General features: G+C 61.9%; 23 protein-coding genes. 10 read left to right on the top strand and 13 right to left on the bottom strand.

Features of this window, described 5'->3' with window-relative positions:
• Positions 1–3: 3 nt before the first annotated feature.
• Both ASG68_RS00920 and greA read right to left on the bottom strand, forming a co-directional pair.
• Positions 4–240 carry a hypothetical protein gene (locus ASG68_RS00920; protein WP_062575946.1) on the bottom strand — a complete coding sequence of 79 codons (237 nt, stop codon included), beginning with the start codon at positions 238–240 and terminating at the stop codon, positions 4–6.
• An 80-nt stretch (positions 241–320) separates the two neighbouring features.
• Complete coding sequence (gene greA, locus ASG68_RS00915) at positions 321–803, bottom strand: transcription elongation factor GreA (RefSeq protein WP_062575947.1); 483 nt, start codon at positions 801–803, stop codon at positions 321–323.
• Positions 804–953: 150 nt separating this feature from the next.
• On the opposite strand from greA, the gene ASG68_RS00910 reads away from it, so the two are divergent.
• Positions 954–1,385: a DUF1284 domain-containing protein gene (locus tag ASG68_RS00910; protein WP_062575948.1), complete on the top strand. Its 432-nt coding sequence runs from the start codon at positions 954–956 to the stop codon at positions 1,383–1,385.
• Here the strand turns inward: ASG68_RS00910 and ASG68_RS00905 are convergent, their stop codons facing one another.
• Positions 1,386–2,072 (bottom strand): ArsR/SmtB family transcription factor, encoded by a 687-nt coding sequence (locus tag ASG68_RS00905; protein ID WP_062575949.1) that lies wholly within the window; start codon positions 2,070–2,072, stop codon positions 1,386–1,388. It abuts the gene before it with no gap.
• A gap of 116 nt (positions 2,073–2,188) precedes the next feature.
• Between ASG68_RS00905 and ASG68_RS00900 the strand changes: the two genes are divergently transcribed.
• From ASG68_RS00900 to ASG68_RS00890, 3 genes are all read left to right on the top strand, one after another.
• On the top strand, positions 2,189–2,521 hold the full coding sequence (locus ASG68_RS00900; RefSeq protein WP_062575950.1) for an NIPSNAP family protein: 333 nt from the start codon (positions 2,189–2,191) through the stop codon (positions 2,519–2,521).
• Positions 2,518–2,883 carry an antibiotic biosynthesis monooxygenase family protein gene (locus ASG68_RS00895; protein ID WP_062575951.1) on the top strand — a complete coding sequence of 122 codons (366 nt, stop codon included), beginning with the start codon at positions 2,518–2,520 and terminating at the stop codon, positions 2,881–2,883. Before ASG68_RS00900 ends, ASG68_RS00895 begins: the two co-directional genes overlap by 4 nt.
• Positions 2,884–3,272: 389 nt before the next feature.
• Complete coding sequence (locus ASG68_RS00890; protein WP_062575952.1) at positions 3,273–4,403, top strand: site-specific DNA-methyltransferase; 1,131 nt, start codon at positions 3,273–3,275, stop codon at positions 4,401–4,403.
• Between the two features lie 95 nt (positions 4,404–4,498).
• On the opposite strand, the gene ASG68_RS31040 is transcribed toward ASG68_RS00890, so the two are convergent.
• The 5 genes from ASG68_RS31040 to mutY all read right to left on the bottom strand — a co-directional run bounded on the left by ASG68_RS31040 (position 4,499) and on the right by mutY (position 8,490).
• On the bottom strand, positions 4,499–4,699 hold the full coding sequence (locus ASG68_RS31040) for a hypothetical protein (RefSeq protein ID WP_156373785.1): 201 nt from the start codon (positions 4,697–4,699) through the stop codon (positions 4,499–4,501).
• A 539-nt stretch (positions 4,700–5,238) separates the two neighbouring features.
• Positions 5,239–6,276 (bottom strand): calcium-binding protein, encoded by a 1,038-nt coding sequence (locus ASG68_RS00880; RefSeq protein ID WP_062575954.1) that lies wholly within the window; start codon positions 6,274–6,276, stop codon positions 5,239–5,241.
• 116 nt (positions 6,277–6,392) lie between these two features.
• Positions 6,393–6,749, bottom strand: a complete 357-nt coding sequence (locus ASG68_RS00875) for a nuclear transport factor 2 family protein (protein WP_062575955.1) — start codon at positions 6,747–6,749, stop codon at positions 6,393–6,395.
• Between the two features lie 15 nt (positions 6,750–6,764).
• Entirely contained in the window at positions 6,765–7,379 is a 615-nt protein-coding gene (locus ASG68_RS00870) for an HAD family hydrolase (RefSeq protein ID WP_062576572.1), read from the bottom strand.
• Between the two features lie 10 nt (positions 7,380–7,389).
• Positions 7,390–8,490 carry an A/G-specific adenine glycosylase gene (gene mutY / locus ASG68_RS00865; protein ID WP_082478279.1) on the bottom strand — a complete coding sequence of 367 codons (1,101 nt, stop codon included), beginning with the start codon at positions 8,488–8,490 and terminating at the stop codon, positions 7,390–7,392.
• Between the two features lie 83 nt (positions 8,491–8,573).
• Between mutY and ASG68_RS00860 the strand changes: the two genes are divergently transcribed.
• The 4 genes from ASG68_RS00860 to ASG68_RS31785 all read left to right on the top strand — a co-directional run bounded on the left by ASG68_RS00860 (position 8,574) and on the right by ASG68_RS31785 (position 13,902).
• Positions 8,574–9,080, top strand: a complete 507-nt coding sequence (locus tag ASG68_RS00860; RefSeq protein ID WP_062575957.1) for a DUF721 domain-containing protein — start codon at positions 8,574–8,576, stop codon at positions 9,078–9,080.
• 127 nt (positions 9,081–9,207) lie between these two features.
• Complete coding sequence (locus ASG68_RS00855; RefSeq protein ID WP_082478281.1) at positions 9,208–10,128, top strand: DsbA family protein; 921 nt, start codon at positions 9,208–9,210, stop codon at positions 10,126–10,128.
• A gap of 81 nt (positions 10,129–10,209) precedes the next feature.
• Positions 10,210–13,674 carry a chromosome segregation SMC family protein gene (locus tag ASG68_RS00850; RefSeq protein WP_062575958.1) on the top strand — a complete coding sequence of 1,155 codons (3,465 nt, stop codon included), beginning with the start codon at positions 10,210–10,212 and terminating at the stop codon, positions 13,672–13,674.
• Between the two features lie 81 nt (positions 13,675–13,755).
• On the top strand, positions 13,756–13,902 hold the full coding sequence (locus ASG68_RS31785) for a hypothetical protein (protein ID WP_164491897.1): 147 nt from the start codon (positions 13,756–13,758) through the stop codon (positions 13,900–13,902).
• 37 nt (positions 13,903–13,939) lie between these two features.
• Here ASG68_RS31785 and ASG68_RS00845 read toward each other — a convergent pair whose 3' ends face one another.
• The gene (locus tag ASG68_RS00845; protein WP_062575959.1) at positions 13,940–14,476 is read right to left on the bottom strand and encodes a hypothetical protein; all 537 of its coding nucleotides are present in this window, start codon (positions 14,474–14,476) and stop codon (positions 13,940–13,942) included.
• Between the two features lie 242 nt (positions 14,477–14,718).
• Here ASG68_RS00845 and ppdK point away from each other — a divergent pair, with 242 nt between their 5' ends.
• Positions 14,719–17,385: a pyruvate, phosphate dikinase gene (gene ppdK, locus ASG68_RS00840; RefSeq protein WP_062575960.1), complete on the top strand. Its 2,667-nt coding sequence runs from the start codon at positions 14,719–14,721 to the stop codon at positions 17,383–17,385.
• 37 nt (positions 17,386–17,422) lie between these two features.
• Here the strand turns inward: ppdK and ASG68_RS00835 are convergent, their stop codons facing one another.
• The 3 genes from ASG68_RS00835 to ASG68_RS00825 all read right to left on the bottom strand — a co-directional run bounded on the left by ASG68_RS00835 (position 17,423) and on the right by ASG68_RS00825 (position 19,097).
• Positions 17,423–18,271, bottom strand: coding sequence for an alpha/beta fold hydrolase (locus ASG68_RS00835; RefSeq protein WP_062575961.1), 849 nt, complete (start codon positions 18,269–18,271; stop codon positions 17,423–17,425).
• A 138-nt stretch (positions 18,272–18,409) separates the two neighbouring features.
• The gene (locus tag ASG68_RS00830; protein WP_062575962.1) at positions 18,410–18,670 is read right to left on the bottom strand and encodes a hypothetical protein; all 261 of its coding nucleotides are present in this window, start codon (positions 18,668–18,670) and stop codon (positions 18,410–18,412) included.
• 37 nt (positions 18,671–18,707) lie between these two features.
• Positions 18,708–19,097 (bottom strand): hypothetical protein, encoded by a 390-nt coding sequence (locus ASG68_RS00825; RefSeq protein WP_062575963.1) that lies wholly within the window; start codon positions 19,095–19,097, stop codon positions 18,708–18,710.
• A 300-nt stretch (positions 19,098–19,397) separates the two neighbouring features.
• Between ASG68_RS00825 and ASG68_RS00820 the strand changes: the two genes are divergently transcribed.
• Positions 19,398–20,306, top strand: a complete 909-nt coding sequence (locus ASG68_RS00820; protein ID WP_062575964.1) for a DUF1499 domain-containing protein — start codon at positions 19,398–19,400, stop codon at positions 20,304–20,306.
• A 3-nt stretch (positions 20,307–20,309) separates the two neighbouring features.
• On the opposite strand, the gene ASG68_RS00815 is transcribed toward ASG68_RS00820, so the two are convergent.
• Positions 20,310–21,203: a LysR substrate-binding domain-containing protein gene (locus tag ASG68_RS00815; RefSeq protein ID WP_062575965.1), complete on the bottom strand. Its 894-nt coding sequence runs from the start codon at positions 21,201–21,203 to the stop codon at positions 20,310–20,312.
• Positions 21,204–21,217: the final 14 nt, after the last annotated feature.

Below are 21,217 nucleotides of genomic sequence, written 5' to 3'. Positions count from 1 at the left end.
GGCTCAGGACAGGATTGAAAAGAACAGGGAAGGCGAGGCGCTCAGCATGCCGCCGATGATGAGGCCTGCAATCCCAAGCCCGATGGCGCCGCCGATCCCGTGATCGTGCCAACCGATATAGACGCCTGCGACGGTCGCTATGCTCATGATCGAGGTCGCCCACACGATCTGGATCCGCCGTCCTGCACGATGGAGAGCTGTCCTCTTTTCTTCCTTCACGGCGAATTCGACCTCACTCACGTTCCGATCTTCAGGATGTAGGAAGGGTTTCTCTTTCCCGCCAGTGGACGCGCTCCCATCGCCGCCATTTCCCGTGGCATTCATCGAATCTCGGTAATCTCGATTTCCTGCCCACTCACCTCCACGACATCGCCGACGCTCTTGCCCATCAGCCGCACCGCAACCGGCGAGACGAAGGAGATCGATCCCGCCTTCGGATCAGCCTCGTCTTCGCCGACGATGCGGTAAGTCTGGACGCGACCATCGTCGCGGCTGATGGTCACCGTGCCGCCGAAGGCGACGCTGTCATTGGAGACAGGGGCGGGGACGACCTGGGCGGTGCGGATCCGGGCCACGAGATAGCGTGTGTCGCGCAAGGGACCGGCCTGCTGGCGCCGCTTTTCATTAATATCCTCGACCGTGTTCGCCGCCTCGTACGCCTCACGCGCCTGCTGCAATTGCGCTTCGAGCGCCTTCAGGCCTTGCTCCGTCACCAGATTGGGATGCGGGGAAATCGGCCGGTCGGGCAGGAGGGTTTCCGAGGCGGTTTCGGAACTTTCTTCCTTGGTGAAGGCGACGCTCAATCTCGATAACTCCCAATCATTCGCAGCGGCAAGGCGCGGCCGCCGACAGCTTTGTCAGAGACAAATATAGGATGGCAAGAGACGCAGCGCCAATCGTCCTGTATAGGGACACGCCCTTACGGGTTTCGTTTCCATCGCTTCAAGGCCTTCATGACCGTTCGCCTGCGCCCGCATCACCTGCTCTGCATGCTGACCTTTATCGGCAAGGGCTATACCGAGGCCTTCACCGAAAACTATGTCCGCATCGCCGCGCGCCTGTCGGAAGGCGAGGACATCCTGATGGTCGAAGGGCCGGATGATATCTGCGCGCCGCTGCTTGATGAAGAGGATCCGCATTGCTGGCGCAAGAGCGTGGTGGATCGGGACAATCGGGCGCGGATCGCTGTCGAGGAATTGCTGGGCGTTCCCGCCGGTCCCGGCGCGGTCATCTGTCCGGATGCGGTTTTCCTGGCGAAAATGCGCGATGCATTCGCTGCAGGAGAGATCCGCAAAGCCTGTCTCCGTTGCGAATGGTCGTCGCTCTGTACGGATGTGGCTGCCGGCGGCTATGGTGGCGTGCTGGTTGCTGCGAAGCCCGGCTGATCAGCCGGCGACCGGAAACAGTCTCAGGAACGCCTTTTCACCTGTGGCGGTGAAGCATACGGCCCGGCTTTCCACCTCGCGTCTGGCCCAGCCCTTGTCCAGAAACAGGGTCAGCAGTGCTTGCCCGAGCGAGCCGGCCAGATGCGAGCGGCGCTCACTCCAGTCGAGACAGGTGCGGCAGAGCGGCCGGCGCGATCGCCTGAGCGCCGGCAGATCGATGCCGAGCGCTGCCATCCGCTCTTCGCCGGCCTTTGTCAGGGTCAGCTTGTCGCCGGCGCCGCCGATCACTTCTTCCGCCAGCATGCTGTCGAGCATGCGCACGCCATAATCGCCGGCCAGGTGATTGTAGCAGACCCGCGCCTTGCGCAGCGCCGGGTCCTTCGGGCCGGTGCGGTGGCGGGTAAAGCCGCGATAAGCGGCAAAACCCATCAGGCCTTCGATCATCAGCCCGACATCGTCATCGGCCAGGGCGAAGTAGCGGTGACGCCCCTGTTTGCGCTGGGTGAGCAAGCCGCCTGTTTCCAGCTTCGACAGGTGGGAACTGGCGGTCTGCACCGTGATGCCGGCCGTGGCCGCAAGCTCAGTTGCCGTCAATGCCTTGCCGCCGGTCAGCGCGGTCAGCATGTTGGCGCGGGCGGGATCGCCGATCAGCGATCCGATGAGAGCGATGTCTGGACCTTCCTTCATATCCGGATTTTAGCTGTGGCACCGAATCCGGGCAAGGTCTGATACTTCGATCGTGATCGAAGCATTGAGGGGCTGCAAGCTGGCACAAGGGCATATCCGAAACCGAGGAGACCCTCATGATCACCTGCTTCATCCGCTACGAGATCGACCCGTTCAAGCGCGAGGAATTCGCGACTTATGCCCGCAACTGGGGCCAGTGCATTCCGCGCAACGGCGCCGACCTGATCGGTTATTTCGGTCCACACGAGGGCTCGGCCACCACCGCCTATGGCATCTATAACATCGAAAATCTTGCTGCCTATGAGGCCTACCGCGCCAGGCTCGCCGCCGATCCCCTCGGCATGGAAAACTACGCCTTTGCCAGGAAGGAGCGCTTCATCGTCAAAGAAGACCGGATTTTCCTGAAGAACGTTTCGCTGCCCCACGCTGTCAGCGGGAGGTCGTCATGATCGCCGTCATCTTCGAGGTGACGCCAGTCTATGGCCGGCGCAGCGACTATCTCGATCTGGCCGGGCAATTGTTCGACCGTCTCGACAGGATCGATGGTTTCCTGTCGATCGAGCGGTTCGAAAGCCTGAAGATGCCGGGCAAGATCCTGTCGCTGTCGTTCTGGCGTGACGAGGCTGCCATCGCCGAATGGCGCAACAGCCCGGAACACCGGGCCGCCCAACATGCCGGCCGCAATGGCACCTTCGCCGATTATCGCCTCCGGATCGCCGGCGTCATTCGCGACTACGGAATGGCGGATCGCGAACACGCGCCGGAGGACAGCCGGGCGTTTCATGCGGAGAAGGAGGGGTATCCGGTTTGAGTGCATGGGTTCCTCTGGAATGGAGATTTATCCCCGAACTCCGTCATGCGCGCCTTTGTGGCGGGCATCCAGTCACCGCGCGTCTGCGCGGTGCAAAGCACGTGTTCACCTCATAAAACAGGAGGGTCTCCGACGCCGCAGACGCGGCGCCACTGGATCCCCGCCCCGAGGGCGAGGATGAGGATGAGGGATGTTGGGGTTAATTCTCGTTTCCCGAATATCGCGTTTCGCTTCATGAACAGAGCCGCCGCCCTGTTCAAAACGAGTCGCCTCGCTCCATCCTCTTGTATGATTTCGCGAATTTCCGCCGGGCCTTCAGGATTTGGTAACCAAGTTCGGTAACCATAAGGGTCGAAATCGTTCCGAGTAAGCGTATTTGCGAGTTGTCCATGTCCTCAGTTGTTTCGTTGGCCGAAATCTCCCGCGGTGCCAGCCCTGCCGGTTGGCTCGATTCCATCATCAAGGGGGACTGCGTTGCTGCCCTTGAAGCGCTTCCCGACAACTCCGTCGATGTCGTTTTCGCCGACCCGCCGTATAACCTGCAGCTTGGCGGCTCGTTGCATCGGCCCGATCAGTCGCTGGTCGATGCCGTCGATGACGAATGGGATCAGTTCGTCTCCTTCGAGGCCTACGACGCTTTCACCCGCGCCTGGCTTCTCGCCTGCCGCCGCGTCCTGAAGCCCACCGGCACGCTCTGGGTCATCGGCTCCTATCACAACATCTTCCGCGTTGGCGCGACGCTGCAGGATCTCAATTTCTGGATCCTCAACGACATCATCTGGCGCAAGACCAACCCGATGCCGAATTTCAAGGGCCGCCGGTTCCAGAACGCCCATGAGACGCTGATCTGGGCAAGCCCATCCGCCAAGGGCAAGGGCTACACGTTCAACTACGACGCACTGAAGGCCTCGAACGACGACGTCCAGATGCGCTCCGACTGGCTGTTCCCGATCTGCTCTGGCGGCGAGCGCCTGAAGGGTGACGACGGCAAGAAGGTGCATCCGACGCAGAAGCCGGAAGCCCTGCTGGCCCGTATCCTGATGGCTTCGACCAAGCCGGGCGACGTCGTGCTCGATCCCTTCTTCGGCTCCGGCACCACCGGCGCCGTTGCCAAGCGCCTCGGCCGTCATTTCGTCGGTATCGAACGCGAGCAGAGCTATATCGATGCCGCCGCCGAGCGCATTGCCGCCGTCGAGCCGCTCGGCAAGGCGACACTCTCGGTCATGACCGGCAAGAAGGCAGAACCGCGCGTCGCCTTCAACACGCTGATCGAAAGCGGCATGATCAAGCCCGGCACGGTGCTCACCGATGCCAAGCGCCGTTACAGCGCCATCGTGCGCGCCGACGGCACGGTCGCCAGCGGTGGCGAGGCCGGCTCCATCCATCGTCTCGGCGCCAAGGTGCAGGGGCTCGATGCCTGCAACGGCTGGACCTTCTGGCATTATGAAGACGGCGCGGAATTGAAGCCGATCGACGATCTTCGTGCCGTCGTCCGCAACGACATGGCCAGGATCAACTGATCAGCCGCCGCACCGGGGACAGCGTGAACATCAAAACGCCGTGCATCTTCGGATGCGCGGCGATTTCGCATTTGGTGGTCAGAGGACGTATACGGTCACGATTGCCCTGCGGGTGCCATCAGGACGTTATAGCAATGGGCGCAATAGCCGAATTCATACCCTGAGGTCTGCCACGGCTCGACCGGCGTCTCGCAACAGATACAGTGGATGACCCAGCGGGCAGGGCTCTCCGAATTGAGGTCCTGCGACGGCTGCGGATCCGCGCTGTTCTTCGATGTGTCGGTATTGCCATTCATCGGCGCTGCCTTTCCTGTCTGCAACGGCAGGAACGAAACGGGGAAAACAGAAGTTTCAAAAAATTGTCTTCGATATGAGTGCTGCGAAATGAAACAGTCGGCCGATTCGATTGTGCCGATGGCGGCACTATAACATGGTGGGCGGTTTCGATCCTCCTTGGCGGATGAAGAAAAATAGCCGCAGCCGATCATCTCCCGTAACCGCCGGACCTCGTGTTCTTGCTTGTCCTAACAACCGAATTCCGTTGGGCTTTTAGAACAATTTAACCATCCCGATCATATTCTGACTTCAGGCAAGACGACCGCGTGATCAACCACGCGAGACGCGCGGGGCAACCCGCAGATTGCTCGACGGCGAGGCTGGAAGGCAGCTCCGTACAGAGATAGTTTTCATCCGGTTTCGTACCTTCAGTCCCGGAGGAAAACTTAAACGCCCAGGATCGGAAACGGTCCTGGGCGTTTCTGTTTTTGGGGCCTGTTGAAACGAAAAGAGCCTCGCCGAGGGGCGAGGCTCCATTGTTCCAGGTAGAAGTCGCAGCTTACAGGAAGAAGTCGATGGAATTCATCGTGGTGACGCCGCTGACCTTGATCTGGAAGTCGGAATAGCCGTCGCCGTCGGTATCACCGGAGACGACACCACTGCCGAATCGCAACTCGCCTGCTGTGCCATGGAACGATGCGCCACCGATGAAGGTGAACGCCTGGTTGCCGCCGCGCAGTTCGTTGGCATCGATCGTCGAGAGATCGATGACGTCGAGTTCCGAACGATGAAAATCGGCGATGACATCGCGGTTGCTGCCGGAGACGGAATCGTTGATGGAGTTGAAGTCGAACGTATCCGCGCCGGTTCCGCCATTCAGATAATCGCTGCCAGTGCTGCCGATGAGCAGGTCGTCACCGGTGCCGCCGTAAAGGTCGTCATTGCCGGAACCGCCATCGAGATCGTCATCGCCGCCAAGGCCTTCGAGGATGTCCGCGCCGCCGTAGCCCTTCAGGACATTGCGCGCCGAACTGCCGGTGATGTCGTCATTTCCATACCCGGTGCCGGAGGCGTTTTCGATACTGACGAGTGTTTCGGAATGGCCGCTGGTCGTTGACGCCTTTCCTGCACCGAGATCGATGGTCACGCCCTTGCCCTTCTGGGAAGGATAGTCGTCCTGCAAGGCGTAACTGATCGTGTCGGTACCGGTGCCGCCATTGTAGTAGTTGTCGACCCCCACCGTCAGGAAGGTGTCATTGCCGGATTCGCCGTAATAGTCGCTCGCTTCGGTATCGAGTTCGAAACGATCGTTTCCGGTGCCACCCTTGACCACGTCGAATTCACTGGAGACGCCAGCGCGGATATCCGCGACATAGATGTCGTTGCCGGCGCCGAGGTAGATGTCGTTGCCGCCCTCGAAATAGTTCAGCACGTAGTCGTCACCGTCGCCGGCACTGACATAGTTGCCGCCACCGTTGCTGTCAGTGCGATTGAGATAGATATCGTCGTCGCCGGCATAGGCGTAAATCTCTGCGAAGCTCCGGCTTCCCTGCACGATCCTGTCGTAACCGTCCGTACCGCGAATAATCGTTGCCATGTGCATGCGCCTTTCTGTTAATCACCTGAATTTCGTAGGCGATCATGAAGGCAAGAAGGTGAATGATACCTGAACCAAATGCGGCCATTTGGTGGTTTCAAAAGGGGCATTTGGTGTCAATAATCAGTGACTTCGACAAGGATGATCCGGCCCCGATGGTCGAAGGTGATCGTTTCCTCACCTTGCCGTTGAAGCGGCTTGCCGGTGGTGCTGCTGGTGGCGGAAAGGCGCCAGACGGCGCGCGCCGAAACAGGAGAAACGGCCTCGATCAGGCTGTCTTCCGCCACCTGATCCGGATATTCGGAGAAGTAGCGCCGAAACCCGTTCATGATTGCTTCGCGCCCTTCCAGCCCTCCAACCTTGCCGGATGTGTAGCGGGCCTCCTCGGTGAAAAATGCCTCGATCGTTTCGAAATCGAGCGCATTGATTGCGGCATGGAAACGCTCGACGAGAGCAACGGGATCAAGGGGCATGGTTGAAGCTCTCGTTCAGACCGCCAGCCCATAGGCGGAGAGATCGGCCTGTAGCGTCTGCGGATCGGTGAAGTGCACGGCGTTCCACCCGGCGGCCCGTGCGCCTTCGACATTGGCCATGCTGTCATCGATGAACAGGGTCGCCGAAGGCTCAAGCCCGAAGGATTCGGCATGGGTCCGGTAAATCGCCACGTCCGGCTTGACTAGGCGGATATCGCCCGAAACCGTCACGCCGCGCGGCAGAGTGAGGAAGGGAAAACGTTTCTGCGCCTCCTTGAACGTATCGGAGGCGAAGTTGGTCAGCATGGTGACGTCATAACCCTTGGCGATCAGGCTTTCCATAATGGAGACGCATTCGACATAGGCGTGCGGCACCATTTCGTGCCAGTGTTTGCGGAAGGCGCGGATGCTGTCTTCATGCGTGGGATGATTGGCGATCAGCAGGTCCTCCGCCTCGCGCCAGTCGCGGCCGCGGTCCTGCTCGATATTCCAGTCATGGGTGCAGACATTGGCAAAGAACCAGTTGCGCTCCTTGTCGTCGGGAATGATTCGGGAGAAGGGAATATGCGGATCGTAATGGATCAGCACCCGGCCGATGTCGAAAACGATGTGGCGGATTTCGCTGCTCATTCGGTGTTCCTCATTGCGCTGGCCGGCCGCGCTGGAAGGCATGCGGCAGGGCCTGGGCGATCGCTTTTTTCATCACGGTTGGCAGGGCCTGCGCCTCCAGAGAGGCCAGCGGCTCCCACCAGCCGTTTCCCGTTTTGTTCTCATTTGCCACATTGGCCCGATAGATCGACAAGCGCAATTCAAAATGCGTAAAGACATGCGTAATTGTTCCGCAAGGCTCCCACGGAGCGGCGAATGGCTGGGCCGCGATCGTGTTGTCGCCATCGACGCGGGATGTCCACGGCGTGCCCGGCACCTCTGTCATGCCGCCGAGCAGGCCGGTTTCCGCCCGCTTTTGCAGATAGACGGCGCCGTCGGGTTTCACCGCAACGAAAGCCGCACCGACCCGCACCGGCTTTTCCTTCTTGGCCGCCTTACGCGGGAAGGTTTCGGGATCGGCTGTCTTGAGCGCCAGACAGCCCTCGTTGAGCGGACAGAGGGCGCAGGCCGGGCGTTTCGGCGTGCAGATGGTCGCGCCGAGATCCATCATCGCCTGGGCGAAATCGCCGGGACGCTCAGCCGGCGTCATATCTGCCACCAGCGCCCGCATCTGCGGCTTGGCCGATGGCAGAGGCGTTTCGATCGCGTGCAGGCGGGAAATCACCCGCTCGACATTGCCGTCGAGCACGGCACTTTGGCGGTTGAAGGCGATGGCGGCAACGGCGGCCGCGGTATAATCGCCGACGCCCGGCAGCGCCTTCAAGCCTTCCTCCGTATCCGGAAAGATGCCGCCATGATCGCGCGCGACGCTTTCGGCGCATTTCTTCAGGTTCCGCGCCCGGGCATAATAGCCAAGCCCCGCCCAGGCCTTCATCACCTCTTCGGTATCGGCGGCGGCAAGGTCCGTGGCCTTCGGCCAGAGGGCGAGAAATTTTTGGAAATAGGGTTTGACCGCCTGCACGGTGGTCTGCTGTAGCATCACCTCGGACAGCCAGATATGATAGGGATCCGCCAGCACGCCGCTTGCCGCCATCGACGGAGAAATCCGCCAGGGCAGGTCGCGGTGGTGCCGGTCGTACCAGGTGAGAAGCCGTCTGGCCGCGTCGGCCGGAGTCAAAGTCTGTTGCATCATTTGCCGGAGGGTTGGTTGCGGCCTATACTTGGCGAAGTGTTCGCCATCCTTCAAGGCGCAATCGATAACCGAAAGCCTGTCCGTTGAAACAACCTTATACCCGCAAGGGCGTCGTTCAGATCAGTGAAGTCGCCAATGGGCTGATTGATCCGGTGCTATCCAGGCGCGCCGGCATCAATACGCTGTTGCTCGGATCCTGGGACGAGATCGCCGGCGAGGAGTTTGCCGATTGCACCCGGCCGGAGCGGATCACCTGGCCGCGCCGCGCCGCCGAGATGGCGGGCGAGGGCGGTTATCAGCCGGGCGTTCTCACCATTGCCTGCGAAGGTGCGCGGGCGTTGTTCCTCACCCATGCCCAGGGCGAACTGATCCAGCGGATCAACGGCTTTTTCGGCTTCCCGGCGGTCAACCAGATGCGAATCGTCCAGAAGCCGGTTTCGCCCCAGCCGAAACGCAACCGCAAGCCAAAGCCCCTGACCGGCGAGCGCGCCCGGCATCTGGAGACGCTGGTTGATGGCATCGAGAGCGACGCTCTAAAGGCGGCATTGACCCGGCTCGGCACAGCCGTGTTGTCGCCTCGAAAAAAATGAGTGCGAACATCAGCAGGTCACAATTGTTTGAATGGTGGTGAGCATCAGGCCCTTGCCGCCTCGTGGCAGGCAAGTTATCGAATTTTCAACCGTTTTCTCGTCCATCCCCTCACACAGGTGAAATTCCATGTTCCTTTCTGAAATGAGCCCCTACAAGCGTCTTCTGAGCGGCGTCGCCGTGGCCGCTCTTGCCCTGACGCTGGCCGCCTGCAGCGACGAGAAGAAGGACGCGGCGGCGACCAACCAGACCGAGACCACCGACACGGCCACCAAGACCGAGGTCAAGCCCGCCGACGGCGGCTCGATGATGTCCGCCAACAACGCGATGAAGCCCGCCGATGGCGGCTCGATGATGGCGGCGACGAAGACGGAAGCAAAGCCCGACGCGACGGAAACCGCTTCGACCACATCGACCGAAGTCAAGCCTGCGGCGGAAGCCGGCCAGACGCAGGTGGCGCAGGCCACAGCTCCGGTCAAGGTCGAACTGCCGCAATCGGAAGGCGAGATCGACGTTGCCAAGCTGATGGAACCCGGCCCGCTGCCGGAAATGTCGATCGGCAAGGCCGATGCCAAGGTGACGATCGTCGAATACATGTCGATGACCTGCCCGCATTGCGCCCGCTTCCACAACGAGACCTTCGATGCCATCAAGGCAAAGTATGTCGATGGCGGCCAGGTCCGCTTCGTCGTGCGTGAATTCCCGTTCGATCCGCGCGCTGCGGCGGCCTTCATGCTGGCGCGCTGCGCGCCGGAAGGCCAGTATTTCCCGATGGTTTCCATGCTGTTCAAGCAGCAGGAAACCTGGGCTGCAGCCCAGAACGGCCGCGACGCGCTGTTGCAGATGTCGAAACTCGCCGGTTTTACACAGGAGAGCTTCGAGGCCTGCTTGACGAACCAGAAACTTCTGGATGATGTGAACGCCACAATGCAGAAGGGCGGCAAGGATTACGGCGTCGCCGCGACCCCGACCTTCTTCATCAACGGCAAGAAGTATTCCGGAGAAATGTCGGTTGCCACCATGTCGGGCCTTATCGACTCGATGCTCTGATCCCCAGCGTTTTCCGGAAACGGCCAACGGGCGCATCCTTGCGCCCGTTTTTTTGTACCTCCCCCTTGAGGGGCGAGTGGCATGAAATTCACCAAGCTCCGCCTGCTCGGCTTCAAGTCCTTCGTCGAACCCTCCGAATTCGTCATCGAGCGGGGCCTCACCGGTGTGGTCGGGCCGAATGGTTGCGGCAAGTCGAACCTTGTCGAGGCGTTGCGCTGGGTGATGGGGGAGAATTCCTACAAGAATATGCGCGCGTCGGGCATGGACGACGTGATTTTTTCCGGATCGGGAAACCGTCCGGCCCGTAACACAGCCGAGGTGGGGCTCTATCTCGACAATTCCGACAGGACTGCGCCCGCCGCCTTCAATGACAGCGACGAGATTCAGGTCACCCGCCGCATCGAGCGGGAGAACGGCTCGGTCTATCGCATCAACGGCAAGGAAGCCCGTGCCAAGGATGTACAACTGCTTTTCGCGGATGCTTCGACCGGGGCGCGCTCGCCGTCGATGGTGGGGCAGGGACGGATCGGCGAACTGATCGCGGCGAAACCCCAGGCCCGGCGGCAATTGCTGGAAGAGGCGGCTGGCATTTCCGGTCTTCATTCGCGCCGCCATGAGGCGGAACTGCGGCTGAGGGGCGCCGAAACCAATCTGGAGCGGCTGGAGGATGTTACCTCTCAGCTCGAAAGCCAGATCGAGAGCCTCAAGCGCCAGTCGCGCCAGGCCAATCGTTTCAAGATGCTGTCGGCCGATATCCGTCGCCACGAGGCGATGCTGCTGCATATCCGCTGGGTGCAGGCGAAGGAGGCCGAAGGCGAGGCCGACAGCCAGCTGAACCAGGCGACATCGCTGGTGGCCGAGAAGGCGCAGGCGCAGATGGAGGCGGCCAAGGCGCAAGGGGTCGCCGCCCTGAAACTGCCGGAACTGCGCGAAGCCGAAGCCCGCGCCGCAGCCGCGCTGCAGCGTCTGCAGATCGCCAAGTCGCAACTGGAAGAAGATGCCGGCCGCATCCTGCGCCGCCGCGACGAATTGCAGCGCCGGCTGTCGCAGCTTGCCGAAGACATCCTGCGCGAAGAGCGCCTGATCGCCGACAATGCCGGCATCCTGGCGCGTCTGGACGAGGAGGAAAGCGAACTGCGCGACCTTCTCTCCGAAGCCGGTGAGCGGGCGGAGGAAGCCCGTGAGCGGTTGGCAGATGCCAGCGAGACACTAGCGGCGAGCGAGCGTCAACTGGGTCTGCTCACGGCGGAAAAGGCCGAGGCGCAGGCATCGCGTAACCAGCTTGAAAAGACCATCCGCGATCTGACCGAGCGGCAGGCGCGTCTTGCCCGCCAGCTTTCCGACCAGAACCGCGATATCGATGAACTTGACCGGCAGATTTCGGCGCTGCCCGATCCGCAGGAAAAAAGGGAAGAGGTCGAGGCCGCCGAGATCGCACTGGAAAATGCCGAAACCGCCATTTCCGATATCGAGGATGCGCTGAATGCCGCCCGGCTCGCCGAAACGGCAGCGCGCCCGCCGGTCGATGCCGCCCGCGCCCTCCTGAACGGGATCGAGACGGAAGCGCGCACCATCCGGCGCATGCTGGAAGCGTCGCAGGTGCAGGGGGCAGCGCCGCCTGTTGTCGACGACATGAAGGTCGATCGCGGTTTCGAGACAGCGCTGGGCGCCGCCCTTGGCGAAGATCTGGAATCGCCGCTCGATACCGCATCACCCGCCCACTGGCGCGCGCCGGGCGATGCCTCGGGCGATCCGAGCCTGCCGCCGGAAGCGGTGCCTCTGACGCAGCATGTCCGCGCGCCACAGGTTCTCGATCGTGGATTGAGCCAGATCGGCGTCGTCGAGGACGATGCGGCGGCGGAGCGGTTGCTGCCGTCGTTGAAGGCCGGTCAGCGGCTGGTGACCCGCGCAGGTGCCGTCTGGCGCTGGGATGGCCATGTCACCGGTGCGGATGCGCCGAGCGCGGCAGCGCTTCGGCTGGCCCAGAAGAACCGGCTGGCTGAACTGGAAAACGAAGCTGAGGATGCACGCGAACACCTTCAGACCCGCGAGGCTGCCCTTGCCGCCGCCGCCGCCGGCATTCGTGCTGAAGACGAGCGGTTGCGGCTGGCGCGCGAATCCCAGCGGATGGTGGTGCGCAAGCTGGCTGAGGCGCGCGATGTGTTGGCCGCTGCCGAGCGCGCCTCCGGCGATCTCGTGCGCCGCCGCGCGGTTCTGGCCGAGACCTCCAGTCAACTCGCCCTGCAGGTCGAGGAAGTCGGCGAGCAGATGGAAGGCGCCCGCGAGGCGCTGGAGGATGCGCCGGACTTGACACTTCTGGAGCAGAAGCTCGCCAGCCAGATGACCACGGTTGCGACCGACCGGGCGCTGGTCGCGGAAGCCCGCGCCATCAACGACGGACTGGCCCGCGAAAACGAGGCGCGCGAACGCCGGCTGCGCGCCATTGAGGCCGAACGCCAGACCTGGAACACCAGGGCGGCGAGCGCGCAGGAACATATCGAGACCCTGCGCGACCGCGAGAGCGAGGCGCGCGAGGAGGCCGAGGAACTGCTGGAGGCGCCCGACGAATTCGACGAGAAGCGCCGGGCGCTGATGAACGAACTGACCAAGGCCGAGGAAGCGCGCCGGCAGGCCGCAGATGTGCTGGCCACGGCCGAAAACCGCCAACGCGACGCCGATCGCATCGCCGCGACGGCGCTTTCCGAGCTTGCGGAAACGCGCGAAAAGCGTGGTCGTGCCGAGGAGCGGCTGGTTTCCGCCCGGGAAAAGAGGTTGGAAGTCGAGGCACGCATTCGCGAAGCGCTGAACTGCGCGCCGCACGAGGTTCTGCGTTTGACCGGGCTGCCTGTTGACGGCGACTTGCCCGATATCCGCAACATCGAGCGCGAACTGGAGCGGTTGAAGATCGAGCGCGAACGGCTGGGCGCCGTCAACCTGCGCGCCGAGGAAGAGCAGAAGGAACTGTCGGAACGGCTGGATGCGCTGTTGAAGGAGCGCGAGGACGTGATCGACGCCATCCGCAAGCTGCGCTCGGCAATCCAGAATCTGAACCGCGAAGGCCGTGAGCGGCTGCTGGCCGCCTTCGACATCGTCAACGTCCAGTTCCAGCGGCTGTTCACCCATCTGTTCGGCGGTGGCACGGCCGAACTGCAATTGATCGAAAGCGACGATCCGCTCGACGCCGGCCTTGAAATCCTCGCCCGGCCACCGGGCAAGAAGCCGCAGACCATGACGCTGCTATCGGGTGGCGAACAGGCGCTGACGGCCATGGCACTGATCTTCGCGGTGTTTCTCACCAATCCCGCGCCGATCTGTGTGCTGGACGAGGTGGACGCGCCGCTCGATGACCACAATGTCGAGCGCTACTGCAACCTGATGGACGAGATGGCGGCCTCGACCGAGACCCGCTTCGTCATCATCACCCACAACCCCATCACCATGGCCCGCATGAACCGTCTCTTCGGCGTCACCATGGCCGAACAGGGTGTCAGCCAGCTCGTTTCCGTCGATCTGCAGACGGCGGAGCAATTGCGCGAAGCGGTGTGAGTGCTTTCACCCGTTTGCTCGAACAAACCCGCTCCTTGATCGTTCTGTTGGCGTAACCCGTCAATATTGCAAGGAAATTCCGTGAACAAAAACGTCCTCTACATGATCATCGGCGCCCTCATCGTTGTCGTCGGTGGTTTCTCCTATTACGCCTACCAGGAAGAAAAGAAGCCTGACGGTGTCGAGATTCAGGTGGGCAAGAACGGCCTGTCCATTCAGGAGAATTGAGGCTGCCTACCGGGTGTGTATCCCGATGATGCGTCCTTCATTGCCGCGTTTTTATTTCGCGTAAATACGCTTCGACGGCGACGGGAGCCAGGTTCCGTATGTTGGCAAGATATCGGGTATTCCCGATATCTACGCTCAGTTCACGATAGGATTTACCCGCCGAGAAAATGACTTCGTCGTGCCAGCCCTTGGAGTAGGACTGCTCATATCGTCCTCGAAGGCGCTCCAACGGCATCTCGTAACGGTAGTCGTCCAGCATGTAACAGCCCGTTTCGACCAGGTTCGCGCTGTCCGTGAAAAGTTCTCGCCGGTGGTGCTGGAAAAGGACGATCGCACCGAGCATCAGGAAAAGTAACAAGGGAAAAACCCGGAAGCCTTTCACGGCAATCCGGATGTTTCGTGCGCGCCAACCGGTGGCGCTCACGCTGAACCAGCGGCCGGCGAAGATTGCCGCAAGGTGAATGGTGCCGATGGCGACGACCGTGTAGAAAATGCCGAAGCCCGCGACTGTGCGGCAGGAAAACTGAGACCATTCGGCGACATCGAGCAGCACGTTCTTTTCAATCTCCCGCACGTTGCATTTTTGCCGCCCCGACGGCTGGCGAGCATCCTGCTTAAAGCTTGGGAAGCGTCAACGCGATCGGATAAATCCGCTGGAGTTTTCGCCGAGAGACAAAGCAGCCGAGATTTCGCGAATCCGAACTCAGGCTGCGTCGCATTTTTGCTGCATTGCAGCAAAAATTTGCCTCCGATGCATTTTAAACGTGAAAGGGATACTGTAGCGTTCGGTGGGAGCCGAATGGGTGGAGAAATGTAATGAAGAAGTGGGTTTACACCTTCGGCGGCGGAGAGGCCGAGGGCAAGGCGGGCGACAGCCATCTGCTGGGCGGCAAGGGCGCCAATCTGGCGGAGATGTGCAATCTCGGCCTGCCGGTGCCCCCCGGCCTGACGATCATCACCGAAGCCTGCGGACGCTATTATGCCGATGGCCGCACCATTCCGGCCGATCTGAAGGCGCAAGTCTCCGCCGGTATCCATAAAATGCAGGCGATCACCGACCGCATCTTCGGCGATACCAATAAGCCGCTTCTCCTGTCCGTGCGCTCCGGCGCCCGCGCTTCTATGCCGGGCATGATGGACACCGTGCTCAATCTCGGCCTGAACGATCGCACGGTACAGGCGCTCGGCCATGACGCCGGCGACGCTCGCTTCGCTTGGGACAGCTACCGTCGCTTCATCCAAATGTATGCCGACGTGGTCATGGGGCTCGATCACGACGTCTTCGAGGAAATCCTGGAAGACGAGAAGGGCCGGCTCGGCCATGAGCAGGATACTGAGCTGTCCGCCGTCGAATGGCAGCATGTCATCTCGCTGTACAAACGCACGATCGAGGAAGAACTCGGTGAGGCCTTTCCGCAGGATCCGGAAGTCCAGCTCTGGGGCGCTGTTGGCGCTGTCTTTGCCAGCTGGATGAACCCGCGCGCCATCACCTATCGCCACCTGCACAACATTCCCGCCGATTGGGGAACCGCAGTCAACGTCCAGGCCATGGTGTTCGGAAATCTCGGCAACACCTCGGCGACCGGTGTTGCCTTCACCCGCAATCCGTCGACTGGCGAGAACGAGCTTTACGGCGAGTTTCTCGTCAATGCGCAGGGAGAAGATGTCGTGGCCGGCATCCGCACGCCGCAAAACATCACCGAGGCTGCTCGCATCGCGTCGGGCTCCGACCGTCCGTCGCTGGAAAAGCTGATGCCGGAGGCCTTCGAGGAGTTCCAGGCCATCTGCCACAGGCTGGAAAACCACTACCGCGACATGCAGGATCTGGAGTTCACCATCGAGCGCGGCAAGCTCTGGATGCTGCAGACCCGGTCCGGCAAGCGCACCGCAAAGGCAGCGCTGCGGATCGCCGTCGACATGGCCGAGGCCCGGATGATCAGCACGGATCAGGCCGTCGCCCGCATCGATCCCGCCTCGCTCGACCAACTGCTGCATCCGACGATCGATCCGCGCGCACGCCGCGATATCATCGGCTCCGGCCTGCCGGCATCTCCGGGGGCGGCAACGGGTGAGATCGTCTTCACGTCCGATGAAGCGGTTCTCGCCGAAAAAGAGGGGCGCAAGGTCATTCTGGTCCGCGTCGAGACCAGCCCGGAGGATATCCATGGCATGCATGCCGCAGAGGGCATTCTGACCTCGCGCGGCGGCATGACCAGCCATGCTGCCGTCGTCGCCCGCGGCATGGGCATTCCCTGTGTCTCGGGTGCCGGCAATCTCCGCGTCGACGCGCGCAACGAACTGCTGATCGCCGCCGGTATCACCTTGAAGAAGGGTGACATCATCACCATCGACGGTTCCTCCGGCCAGGTGCTGAAGGGCGAAATCCCGATGCTGCAGCCGGAGCTTTCCGGCGACTTCGGCAAGATCATGGCTTGGGCGGATTCCAGCCGCCGCATGACCGTACGCACCAATGCCGAGACGCCGGCGGATGCACGCGCAGCCCGCTCCTTCGGTGCCGAGGGCATCGGCCTTTGCCGTACCGAGCACATGTTCTTCGAGGGCGAGCGGATCAATGTCATGCGCGAGATGATCCTGGCCGCAGACGAGGACGGGCGTCGGGTATCGCTCGCCAAGTTGTTGCCGATGCAGCGCTCGGACTTCGCCGAACTGTTCTCGATCATGCACGGCCTGCCAGTGACGATCCGCCTGCTCGACCCGCCGCTGCATGAATTCCTGCCGAAAACGGATGAAGAGATTGCCGACGTTTCGACCGTGCTCGGCATGAAGCCGGCGGAACTGCGCCAGCGCGTCGATGCCCTGCACGAGTTCAACCCGATGCTCGGCCATCGCGGCTGCCGGCTGGCGATTTCCTATCCGGAGATCTGCGAAATGCAGGCCCGCGCTATCTTCGAGGCCGCGGTGGAGGCCGCCCGTGAAACCGGTGCTCCGGTGGTTCCCGAAATCATGGTGCCGCTCGTCGGGCTGAAGGCGGAACTGGATTACGTCAAGGGCTGCATCGACGCGATTGCAAAAGAGGTCATCGGCGAATCCGGCATCGAGATCGAATATCTCGTCGGTACGATGATCGAGCTTCCGCGCGCCGCCCTGCGTGCCCACGTCATCGCCGAAAGCGCCGACTTCTTCTCCTTCGGCACCAACGACCTGACGCAGACCACCTTCGGCATTTCCCGCGACGATGCCTCGCAGTTCCTCAACACCTATATCCAGAAGGGCATCGTCGAGAAGGACCCGTTCGTTTCGCTCGATTTCGATGGTGTCGGCGAACTCATCCAGATCGCCGCGGAACGCGGCCGGCGCACCAAGAATGGCCTGAAGCTCGGCATCTGCGGCGAACACGGCGGCGACCCGGCATCCATCCGCTTCTGCGAGGAAACCGGTCTGGATTACGTCTCCTGCTCCCCCTTCCGCGTGCCGATCGCAAGGCTGGCCGCTGCACAGGCGGCGATCAACGGGAAGGGGTGATTTGTTCTCCGACGCTGACGTCCGTCGGAGAGCCCAGCTACTTATCAATAAAATCCCGCACCGCCTTATTGTACCCCTCCGGGTCCTGCAGCATGGCGAAATGGCTGGCGTCCTTCAGGATGATCAGTTCTGCGCCCGGAATGGTCTTGGCGAGGTAATCGGTGTGCTCGAGGCTGATCGCTTCGTCGTGGTCGCCGAGCACGATGGCCGTCGGCGTGGTGATCTTCTTCAGGTCTTCATCGGCCCAGTTCGGCTGCGTCGCCCACATATTGCTGATCTGAGTGACGAAAGCGTCGTATTCGGTCGGCGTCGGAGAAATCTTCTTGTAGACCTCGCCCGCATGCTCGATATAGGCCGCGAAGGTCTTGTTTTCCATCACGGTCGGGATGACGCCGTCGATCTTCGAATTGGCCGCGTGGGCGAAGAGGCGCGTCAACCGCTCGGGGTGATGAATGGCGATATCGAGGCCGATAATGCCGCCATCGCTCCAGCCGACGATCGCCGTCTTGTCGACTTTCAGGTAATCCAGCAGGGCCAGATAATCCGAAGACATCAGGTCATAGCTGTACGGATCGGCATTGCGGGTCGAGCGCCCGTGGCCGCGGCTTTCCGCGACGATGACAGTGTGGTCCTTGGCCAGATCAGCCACCTGCGCGCCCCACACATCGGCGTAACCGAGGCCGCCATGGATCAGGAGGACATTGGGGCCAGAGCCATAGATGGCATAATACATGTCGATGCCGTTGACCGGGGCTGTGCCGGTCTTGGCGGCCTGGGGCAGGGCTGCAGGTTCGGGCAGTTCCTCCCAGCGTTCGGCGGACAGGGCAGGGCTGGTGGAAAGGACAAGCAGCGCGCAGAGCGCGCCAAGCACGGCAGTGATTTTCATGAAGTGATCTCCCGTTGGTTGCGGGAACATCATAGGCGCGATTTGCCGCCGCCAAAGCAAAAGAAACGGGATCGTGAGGCTTCCGGAGAAAAATCCGTTCTAGGATCAGAAGCAATCGGCTGAATGGAAACGTGTCGTTCAGCGGTAGACGACCACCGGCCTGTCCCAGCCCCACATCATCGGGTCGCCACCATAGCGGAAGGCACGGCTCTCGGCGCGCCGGTCGAGATCGATCCGCTGCAGGCAGGTTGCCAGAGCGTCGGTGTTGCGGCGGAAGCCGTAGGAGAGGCAGGTCTTCTCGTCCGCCGCACGGCGTTCTTCCGGCGTCATGGTCGCGCAGGAAGAGAGAAAAAGCAGACTGCCGAGGATCGTCAATGACAGGGTCTTGCGGAAATGCATGCTCTGGCCTTGTGAGGTTGCGCAGACCCGATCCCTATCAGATGCGCTGCAGCACATCCACAAAAGCTTCGGCAAAATTGCGCAGGTCCGCCGTCCGTTGATTGGGCATTTCGACCCTGATCGTGGTGCCGTCGCTGTCCAGGCAGGCAAAGATCGTGGCCATTTCGTCGCTGTCATCGGCCGGGATGCGCATGACGGCGATACGCTCGCAATCGGCGATCAGCCCGGAAGCCGGCAGTTCGAATAGAAAAGCACCGTCGATGACCGTTGCAGCGGCGCGCACATGGTCTGCGAATGTTCCGGTGTCCGGTTCGTAGCCGTCGAGGGAAAGCTCCAGTTCGAGCAGTTCCATGGTCAGCCCGGGATCGACCGGGCTCATGGCTGTCTGCGCGCCGGATGTCACCGTTGTTGGTTCGGATGATAGCATGTCACTCTCCTTTCAGGCCGCCGGAACACCGATGTTCGTCGCATGCCTGCAAATGTCGATGTGTGTGCCAACCGGTCCTCCAGCCGCGGAGACCGGGAACACGCCTGATCCCCGTTATTAAGACATGATCAACGAGCATGGCGAATTTGCGGCGCAGCCCTTGGCGGGCAGGGGCTGCGGGGCAAAGGGGCCGCCCGTGGGTGCAGTCGTGCGTTCGAAAACCGCTTCACAGCCTTCGCCAACATGCTCTAAACAGGATGGAGAGGTTGCGGCGTCCGGCCAAGGGATTGATTCTGCCAGATGATGATCAAGTATGAGCGCCCCACCTCCCTTGCCGCCCGCTGGGCACGCCGGATCGCCCGTTTTGCCTTCGCTCTCTTCGTCGCCGCGTTGCTCGCACATCGTTTCGGCCCGCTGATTACGCCGCATTTCATGGCGCTTGCGGCTCTCTCCGCAGGCCTGGCGCTGCTTGCCGTGCTGCTGGCGGTCATCGGTTTTGTCCGCCTCTGGCAGGTGGCGGCCGTCGGCGGCATCGCCTCCTTCGTGGCATTTGTCTACGCCATCGTGCCGATCGGCGCTGCCGGTTATGCGCTCGGCGAATATTTCTCCAAACCTGCCATCTACGATGTCAGCACGGATACCGTGACGCCACCGCCATGGATCAAGATTCCTCAGGTAGAGCAAGGATGGTTGAAGCGAGCGCCGGAGGTAACGCCGGAGGATCGCGAGGCGCAGATCGTCGCCTATCCCGGGCTGACCGGCCGGCGCTATGACGGCGCGCTTGACCGCGTCTTCCAGGGTGTGAAGATCGTCGCGGAAAAGACCGGCATCACCATCGTCGCCCAGGAGGGTGCCGAAAATGCCGAGGCCGACCTGGAAGACATGCCGGCCAAGCCCGAGGAAGCGGCTCCCGCCGACACCGACCCCGACGACGTGCCGATCCCGCTGTCGCGCCCGGATGCTGTCGTGGACATCGAGCAGCCGGGCCGCAGATCAACTGATATCCTCGTCCAGGGCGAATGGCGCACGCTGATCGTCGGCTTCCGCTTCGATGTTCTCATAAGGCTGCGGGAAGAAGCGGAGACCACATTCGTCGACATGCGTGTCGCCTCCCGCTACGGCCCGCACGATCTCGGCCTTGGGTCGGCCTTCGCTGACCAGTTCCTGCATGCGCTGGATGCGGAATTGCTGGGTATTGCGGGGGATTGATCCTCACCCGGCTGCAAAACATTCGCCCATCCAGTCGGCAAACGCTTGGGCCTCCGGTGAAAGCCGCCCGAAATCGCGTGTCACCAGCCAGTAGGCGCCGAGCGGGATCGAGATGTCGAACGGCTGGATAAGGCGGCCGCTGGCAATGTCCTCCTGCACGAACAGGCTGTCGACCAGCGCCACGCCATGGCCGCGGAGCACGGCCTGTAAGGTCAGTGCGCTGTCGGTGTAGATCGGCCCGCGCAGGGCGTCTGCCGGCGGTGAGAAGCCTGCGGCAGCGAACCAGCGCGTCCAGACATCGCGGTTTTCCTCATGCAGCAGAGTATGGGAGAGCAGGTCTTTCGGAGTTGCAAGGGGCGATCCCTCCTGCAGGAGCGTCGGCGAGACGACAGGCACCAGGTGGACGTCGCAGAGATGGCGGGCCTGCGTGCGTGGCCATGCGGTTGACTGGGCGCTGTGGCGGATCGCCAGCGGTGCCGCGTTTCCCCTGAACTCGATCAGTTTGGTATCCGCTTCGACGGAAACATCGATCTGCGGGTGGCGCGCGCGAAAATCCGCCAGATGCGGCACCAGCCAACAGCCCGCAAAGCCCGGCTCCGCGCTGATTGTCAGCACCGATGCGCTGCTCCTCCCGCGAATGTCCTCCAGCCGTTCATCGATGCTGTCGAACGCCGCCGCCAGAGTTTCCAGCAGGCGCGCGCCATCGGCGCTCAGGCGAACCTTACGGTGATGGCGGGTAAAGAGCGGTTTACCGAGCAGGGCTTCCAGTTCACGCACCTGCCGGCTGATGGCCGCCTGCGAGACGAACAGCTCTTCTGCGGCAAGTGTAAAACTCTCCAGCCGCCCCGCCGCTTCGAAACTGCGCAGGGCTGTCAGGGGCAGGCGTCCGCGCTTCATCGCATAACCTCAAG

Origin of the sequence: Rhizobium sp. Leaf453, assembly GCF_001425605.1 — a bacterium.
In the GTDB taxonomy this organism is placed as follows: Bacteria; Pseudomonadota; Alphaproteobacteria; order Rhizobiales; family Rhizobiaceae; genus Pararhizobium.
Note: the sequence above shows the minus strand (reverse complement) of the source record. Positions and strands in the feature narration are given on the sequence as shown.